Genomic DNA, 7718 nt, shown 5'->3' with positions numbered 1-7718 from the left:
AACGCGAGCAGCAGGTTCGGGATCGAGATCCACAGATTGCGCTGCGCGATCTTCCGGCCCTTGTTTTCCCAGAAGTCCTTGTCCTCCGGCTGCCATTCGGTCAGCGTCATCGGGCTTTCCGAGACCAGCTCCGGCAGGTCCTGCGGCAGATCCTTCAGCTGCGGCACGACGCGCCGTTCCATGCGCAGGATCGAGAAGTGCATCCACAGCAGCGACACGGTGACGATCACGAACAGCAGCATGAAGCAGCTCTGCCAGATGCCGGTCACGTCATTGAGCATGCCGAAGGTGATCGGCAGCAGGAAGCCGCCGAGGCCGCCGATCATGCCGACCACGCCGCCGACCGAGCCGACGTGCTGCGGGTAGTAGACCGGGATGTGCTTGTAGACCGCGGCCTTGCCGAGCGACATGAAGAAGCCGAGCACGAAGGCGATTGCGATGAAGCCGCCGACGCCGGTGGACAGGTGGAAGCTGATCGGGCCGTGGATGCCCCTGACGACGAAATCGGCCGGCGGGTACGACAGGATCAGCGTGCAGATCGCCGAGACGATGAAGGTCCAGTACATGATCGTGCGCGCGCCGTACTTGTCCGACAGCCAGCCGCCGACGATGCGGAACAGCGAGGCCGGAATCGAGTACATCGCGGCGACCATGCCGGCTTCCTTGATGTCCATGCCGTAGGCGCCGGTCAGATAGCGCGGCAGCCACAGCGCCAGCGCCACGAAGGCACCGAACACGAAAAAGTAGTACAGCGAGAAGCGCCACACCTGCAGGTGCTTCAGTGGCTCCATCTGCTGCAGGAAGCTCTGCGGCTTCGTGCCGGTCGCGCGTCGGGCCTTCAGGCTTGGATCATCCTCGGTGCAGAGATAGAACAGCACGCCGGTGATCGCGATCGCGGCCGCCCAGACCTGCGCGACGGTCTGCCAGCCGTAGGCGACCATCACGAACGGCGCGACGAACTTGGTCAGCGCCGCGCCGACGTTGCCGGCACCGAACACGCCGAGCGCCGTGCCCTGCGAGCGGGTGTCGAAGAACTTCGACACGTAGGCGATGCCGACCGCGAACGAGCCGCCGGCGATGCCGACGCCGAGCGCGGCGACCAGGAACATCTGGTAGCTCTGCGCGTAGGTCAGCAGCCAGGTTGCGATCGCCGCCGACAGCATCACCCACAGGAACACGACGCGTCCGCCGATCTGGTCGGTCCAGACGCCGAGCACGAGCCGGATCAGCGAGCCGGTCAGGATCGGCGTGCCGACCAGCAGGCCGAATTCGGTCTCGCTGAGGCCGAGTTGTTTTTTGATCTGGATGCCGATGATCGAGAAGATCGTCCAGACCGCGAAGCAGACGGTGAAGGCAAGGGTGGAAGCCACCGTCGCCCGCACCTGTTGGGGTTTTCCGACCGACATATGCAGATACCTCGGATGACCGGATCAGAGCGTTTCCCGGATCGTGGAATCCGGACTGAGCGCCATCGTCGGTGTCGGGCGGCGGGTGACTGCTTGATGTGAATCAATGGCTTCCGGTGGGGGTAGGCTGAATTGCCACGCGCGCTGCCCCGTAGGGAGTAAAACAGGCTCAGGCGGCAAGTGCCTGAATGCGCTATCAATGCAGGCCCGGGGCGCCGGAATCGTGCCCGGGCGGACGCAGGCGGTGCCGGCTCCGGCTACCCCGTCCTGCCGCCGGATACCCCGCCCGCGCGGGCGGGTGAGAGCGAAGGTGGCAGTGCCGGAGCCGGCCGGTGCGCCTTGACCGGCATCAAGGTCGCGGCTCCGGGCCCTGACGAGGCTGTGCAGTCCGCAAGCCGGCCCCTTCGACCACCGACCGGATTTCCTGCGAGAGACCCCCGCTGATGACCCTGCCCCCGCTGCCGCCGCTGCGCGATTCCCTGCTCTGGCGCATGGGCCTGCTGCTCGGCGGCATCGCGCTGCTCGCGCTGATCGGCATGAGCAACGCGCTGCTGACCGCGGTCGCCAGTGCCGGCGACGCTGCGGCGATCAACATCGCCGGCTCGCTGCGCATGCAGAGCTACCGGATCGCGACCCGGCTCGGTGCCGCGGCCGGGCCGGCTGCCGTGCGCGACGAACTCGACGAGTTCGAGCGCCGCTTCACGCACCCGCAGCTGCTGCACGCGATCCCGGCCGATGCCGGCGACGCGCGCCGGCTCGACTACAGCGCGCTGGCCACGCAGTGGCACGAGCGGCTGCGGCCGCTGGCGCTGGAACTGGGCAGCGGTACGGCACGGCCCGAGCGCCTGCGCACGGCGCTCGCCGAGATCGACGACTTCGTCGCCGGCATCGACGGCTTCGTCGGCCGGCTGGAGACGCACGCCGAGGCCAAGCTGACCGCGCTGCGCTGGGTGCAGGGCGCGATCCTGCTCGCGACGCTGCTGCTGGCGGTGCTGGCCTGGCGCAGCGTGCGCCTGCGGCTGCTGCCGCCGCTGCGCGAACTGCTCGGGCTTGCCGACCGCGTGCGCCGCGGCGATTTCATCGGTCGGGCGGAGCACGTCGGCCGTGACGAACTCGGCGTGCTGGCGCAGGCCTTCAACGCGATGGCCGAGGATCTGTCGAAGATGTATGCCGATCTCGAATCGCGCGTCGAGGCGCAGACGCATGCGCTGCGCCGCTCCAACCGCTCGCTGGAGCTGCTGTACGCGACCACGCGCCGGCTCAACGAGGCGCCGCCGACCGCCGCGACGCTGACCGCGGTGCTCGCCGAGGTCGAGCGCTACACCGGGGCGCGTGGTTCGAGCCTGTGCCTCGTCGATGCGCAGTCGCTGAAGCTGCAGCAGAAGATCAGCACGCATCCGGACTTCCCGGAGCGCTGCCGCAAGCCCGACTGCGGCAGTTGCGTCGGCGACGGCAGCAGCAGCGAACCGGCGCATCTGCCGCAGACGCTGTCGGTGCCGGTGCAGGAGCTCGGCGAGTATTACGGCGTGCTGCTGCTCGAAGCTCCCGGCATCGGCGTCGATGACGCCACGCAGGTGCAGCTGCTGGAAACCGTCGCCCGCCACATCGCCTCGACGCTGCGCGCCACGCGCCAGGAGGTCTCGAAGCGGCGTCTGGCGCTGCTGGAGGAGCGCAACGTCATCGCCCGCGAGCTGCACGATTCCCTGGCCCAGCAGCTCTCGTACCTGAAGATCCAGGTCAGCCGCCTGCAGTCGGCGCTGCCCGACGGGCAGCCGGCCGCGGTCGGCGAGATTCTCGCGGAGCTGCGCGAGGGCCTCAGCAGCGCCTACCGCGAGCTGCGCGAGCTGCTGACGACCTTCCGCATCACGATGGCCGAGGACGGCCTGCAGCCGGCGCTCGAACGGGCGCTGCGCGAGTTCGGCACGCGCGGCAACCTCGCCACCGTGCTCGATGACCGCCTGAACGGCCACCCGCTGTCACCGCATCAGGAAATCCATGTGCTGCAGATCGTGCGCGAGGCGCTGTCGAACATCGTCCATCATGCGCGGGCCCGCACCGCACGCGTCACGCTCGCGCATGTCGATGGTCGCATGCAGGTCACGATCGAGGACGACGGCGTCGGCCTGTCCGACAATCCCGAGCGCGAGCGCCACTACGGGCTCACCATCATGCGCGAGCGCACGCGCAGCCTGCACGGCGAACTGCAGCTCGGGCGCAGCACCCACGGCGGCACGCGCGTGGCGCTCGACTTCCCGGCGACCCACGCCGAACCCCCGACCGATACCTCCGCCGAGGAGTCCCTCCATGTCTGATGCCCCGCAAACCCTCCTCGTCATCGATGACCACCCGCTGCTGCGCAAGGGCGTATCGCAACTGGTGGCCATGGAGCCGGAAATGCGCCTGGTCGGCGAGGCCGCCGATGGCAGTGAAGGCCTGAAGCTCGCCCGCCAGCTCGAACCCGACCTGATCCTGCTCGACCTGCAGATGAAGGGCATGAACGGGCTGGAGACGCTGAAGGCGATCAAGGCGCTCGATACCGATTCGCGCGTGATCATGTTCACGGTCTCGGATTCCGAGGATGACATCCTCGCCGCGCTGCAGGCCGGCGCCGATGGCTATCTGCTGAAGGACATGGAGCCCGAGGAGATGCTCGCCAACCTGCGCATGGCGGCGCGCGGCCGTCTGGTGCTGTCGGGGCCGGTGACCGAACTGCTGGCGCGCTCGCTGCGCAACGAAAGCAGCTCCGGCGCGCTGCCGGCGGCCGATCTCACCGATCGCGAGCACGAGATCCTGCTGCACATCGCCGAGGGGCGCAGCAACAAGCTGATCGCCCGCGCGCTCGACATCACCGAGGGCACGGTCAAGGTGCACGTCAAGCACCTGCTGAAGAAGCTCAACCTGCGCTCGCGCGTCGAGGCGGCGGTCTGGGCCGTCAAGAGCGGCATCGCGCAGCGTCACGGCTGAAGCAGCGGCCCGGTGCGCAGGGCCGGCGCAGGCCATGGAAACAGCAAGTCACGGTTTTGATACGGAAGCGTGAAACTTCCGGATGAACGGAAGTTCAGAATCCGCATTGATTCCACGTCCGCCAACCCTGCACAGCGAGGAACGCACCAGCGCCCGGGTACGGGTCCAGGCCAGGTGGGGCAGACACGAACAGATGCGGAGGCCAGCATGTCCGGCCCGAATCGAAAGCTCGACCGAAACGACCGTTATTTCCGCATGCCGTCCGCCGGAAGCCCGGTCAGGCTGCCGGCGGCGGTGGCGCATGGCGCGCAGCCGCGGCTGGAGGACTGGTGCCTGATCGCCGGGGATCGCCTGAGCGGCCGGGTCTACGACGATCCGCGTTTCGAGGACGGCGAGCACATCACCACCAGTCCGGTGCTGCTGCTCAGCAATCACGCCGCGGCGACGTGCACGACGCACTATCGCCTGGGCCGGCCCGCCTGAATCCATTCCTTCGCAAGCACACCGGTCCCAGCAGACAGCCGGCGACGTTCCGGTCGCCGGATCTCAGAGCCGTGACAGCAGTTCTGCCTTCTTGGCGTTGAATTCATCGTCGCTGATGAAACCCTTCGCGCGCAGGCCGGCGAGTTTCTCGATGGTCGCGAAGATGTCGGATTCGCTGGCGGTGCCGGATGCAGCAGCCGGTGCCGGCGAGTTCATCGGCGCAGGGGAGGACGGTGACGATGACGGGGACCAGGCATCCGGCTGCCTGCCGCCGCCGGAAATCACCGGCAGGCTGGAGAGGTTCACGGTGCCGTACTGGCTCGTGAAGCTCAGCGTGCCGGAGCTGCCCTGCTGTTGCGAGACGCCGCCGATCTGGTGATCGAGCGTGTCGTAGATCGTCACGTGGCCACCGGTTTCGATGGCGAGGCGGTGGGCCTGCGCGAAGTACGCATAGCGCACGCCGTTCTGCGCCCCGGTGCTGTTCGGCCAGCGCAGCTCCGGACCCCACCAGTCCGCCTGCGGCGTGAACAGGCTGGAGCCAGTGCCGGACTGACCGGACGGCGGGTTCCAGTTGCCCTGCTGCTGGTACGAATCGTTGTGGCCGCTGCCCTGGCTCTGCGACTGGAAGCTGCCGGTCTGCAGCAGGCCGGGCTGGTTCGCGACCAGCGTCGAGAGTTCCTGGCAGAGGGCATCGACGCGCGACTTCAGGCCGTGGTTGAACATGTCGCCCAGCATCAGCATGCCGCCGGCCATCCACTGGCCCGAACCACCGAATTCGTGGTGGCTGAACTGCGCCATCGTGCCGTTGCCGTTGATGACGGCGTCGAGCATGGCGCGTACGGCATCGCTGCTGAAGCCATGACGGCGGGAAATATCGTCGACGGCCTGCTGGCCGGCGGGGGAAAGCTGTCGCATCGGATTCATCTCGCTTCCGGACGGGCAGGGGTTGTTCGCCACGGTCCGGTCAGATAGCCGTATTTACGGCGGGGGGCGAGTCTAGGAGGGTCGCGCGATGGAGGCAACGCGTTTCGCACGATTGTCGCCTGTAACCGACAAATCAGGGTTTCCCGCCCATTCGTCGCCAGATCGCCGGAATTTCTCGTCGGATCGCTGTCCGTCCGTGATCCCGCTCGGCTACGCTCGACGCAGATGCCGCATTGCCGGTGCCATCGCGCCGGCAATGCCGTTGCGATCGAATCTGCCCGAAACCGAATCTGCCCGGAGGTGGATGCGCCATGCCCGGACGCGTCGAATTTTCCTTTGGCCCGCAGCGCCGCAGCGCCCGGACCGATGGCAGCACGGTCTGCCGGATCCTGATCCTCGCTGATCTGGTCGGCGAAACCCTGCGTCCCCCGATTGCCGAACGCCAGCCGATGCGCGTCAGTGCCGCAACGCTCGATGCGCTGATGGCCAGACTGGCACCGCGGCTCGAACTGGCCGCCGGTTCCGGCCTGCCGGCGCTGACGATCGACTTCGCCAGCCTCGACGACCTGCATCCGGATCAGCTGCTGGCGCGCGTACCCTTGTTTGCAGACATCGACGCCAGCGCCCGGCGGCTGGCCGTGCAGCCGCAGGCCGCACCGCCGGTTCCAGCCGGACAGCCGGCATCGCCGGCGGAGGACTTCGCCGCGCTGCTCGGCGGCAGCGTCGGCAGGAGCGCTGCCGGCAGCGACATGCAGCAGAAAGCCGAGGATTTCGTGCGTCGCCTGCTCGCCGGCACGTCATCGGCAACGCCGGTGCCGGACCCGCGCCAGACCGTGCTCGATGCCGCCTGCGCACTGGCCCGCACGCAGGCCCTGCGGGCCTTGCTGCACCATCCGGACTTCCAGCGGCTCGAATCCGCCTGGCGTTCGCTGGCGATGCTGGTGGCGGGCGTCGACAACGATGCCGGCGTCGAGGTCTGGGTGCTCGACATCGGTCGCTGCGAACTCTGCGCCGATCTCGCCGCCGACCTGCCGATTCTGGCGAACCTCATCCTGCAGAGTGCCGAACAGACGGGGGAGTGGGGACTGCTGGTCAGCACCGAAACCTTCGGCGCCTCGGCCGAAGACGTGACCGTGCTGGCAGCCTTCGGCGCCATCGCCGGGGACTGTGGCGCCACGGTGCTTGCAGGCATGGACCCGGCCATCACCATCGATCCGGCCGGTTTCGCGGCCGATGCCATTTCTGCCGCGCGCTGGTCAGCCGTGCGGGCCCTGGTCGGCAGCAACCGGATCGCGCTCGCGGCTCCGCGTCTGCTGCTGCGCCGCCCCTATGGCGCGCGCTCCGATCCGCTTTCCTCGGCCGCCTTCGAGGAAGTCGATGCGTGCCCGGCGCACGAGGATTTCCTGTGGGGCAGTGGTGGTGTCGGGCTTGCCCTGTTGCTCGGGCAGGCGTGGGAGCAGAACGAAGGCTGGGAATTCGACCCGGACCAGTGGCGGGAACTCGACGACCTGCCGATGGCACTGCTCGCCCGCAACGGCGAGCGCGAACTCGTGCCCTGCGCCGAGCGCTGGTTGAGCGATGTCGCCGCCCAGACCCTCGATGGCCTGGGCGCCACCGTGCTGCTCAGTCGACGCGACCGCAATCAGGCCTCGGTCCTCCGTTTCCGTTCACTGGCCGGCGCCCTGCGGGGCCGCTGGAACGACTGAAATCAAAATCAATCGTGCAGGGATGCACGGTTATTTTTAATTTGTATTTTTATACCATCATATTTTCAATAAAACTTAAATAAAACCGGATATCTGACAACTGCCAGATATCCGGAAAACAGAAGCATTCAGGCAGCCGTCGGAACGCCCGCACCCGTCGCCGTAACGGCTCGATCCAGAAACACCTTCATGCGCCGCGGCCGCACCCAGACCGGTTCGCCGGTGGCGTAGCCTT

The 7718-nt window shown here is 67.6% G+C and carries 6 protein-coding genes; 4 read left to right on the top strand and 2 right to left on the bottom strand.

The annotated features are described in order from the left end of the window. Nucleotides 1-1406, bottom strand: a 1406-nt coding sequence (locus PKE44_RS12060; protein ID WP_324551479.1) for an MFS transporter, incomplete at its 3' end; no start/stop codon positions are given. Nucleotides 1407-1849: 443 nt separating this feature from the next. Here PKE44_RS12060 and PKE44_RS12055 point away from each other — a divergent pair. The 3 genes from PKE44_RS12055 to PKE44_RS12045 all read left to right on the top strand — a co-directional run bounded on the left by PKE44_RS12055 (nt 1850) and on the right by PKE44_RS12045 (nt 4853). After that, the gene (locus tag PKE44_RS12055; RefSeq protein WP_324551477.1) at nt 1850-3718 is read left to right on the top strand and encodes a histidine kinase; all 1869 of its coding nucleotides are present in this window, start codon (nt 1850-1852) and stop codon (nt 3716-3718) included. Then, the gene (narL, locus tag PKE44_RS12050) at nt 3711-4370 is read left to right on the top strand and encodes a two-component system response regulator NarL (RefSeq protein WP_324551475.1); all 660 of its coding nucleotides are present in this window, start codon (nt 3711-3713) and stop codon (nt 4368-4370) included. Before PKE44_RS12055 ends, narL begins: the two co-directional genes overlap by 8 nt. A gap of 255 nt (nt 4371-4625) precedes the next feature. Next, nucleotides 4626-4853 (top strand): hypothetical protein, encoded by a 228-nt coding sequence (locus PKE44_RS12045; protein WP_324551473.1) that lies wholly within the window; start codon nt 4626-4628, stop codon nt 4851-4853. Nucleotides 4854-4916: 63 nt separating this feature from the next. Here the strand turns inward: PKE44_RS12045 and PKE44_RS12040 are convergent, their stop codons facing one another. Further along, nucleotides 4917-5768, bottom strand: a complete 852-nt coding sequence (locus tag PKE44_RS12040) for an SHOCT domain-containing protein (protein ID WP_324551482.1) — start codon at nt 5766-5768, stop codon at nt 4917-4919. A 320-nt stretch (nt 5769-6088) separates the two neighbouring features. On the opposite strand from PKE44_RS12040, the gene PKE44_RS12035 reads away from it, so the two are divergent. Next, entirely contained in the window at nt 6089-7483 is a 1395-nt protein-coding gene (locus tag PKE44_RS12035; protein WP_324551471.1) for a type VI secretion system contractile sheath large subunit, read from the top strand. Nucleotides 7484-7718 lie beyond the last annotated feature (235 nt).

This window comes from Plasticicumulans sp. (genome assembly GCF_035331805.1).
Lineage (GTDB): Bacteria > Pseudomonadota > Gammaproteobacteria > Competibacterales > Competibacteraceae > Plasticicumulans.
The sequence above is the reverse complement of the archived record's forward strand: the minus strand, read 5'-3'. Positions and strand labels throughout refer to the sequence as shown.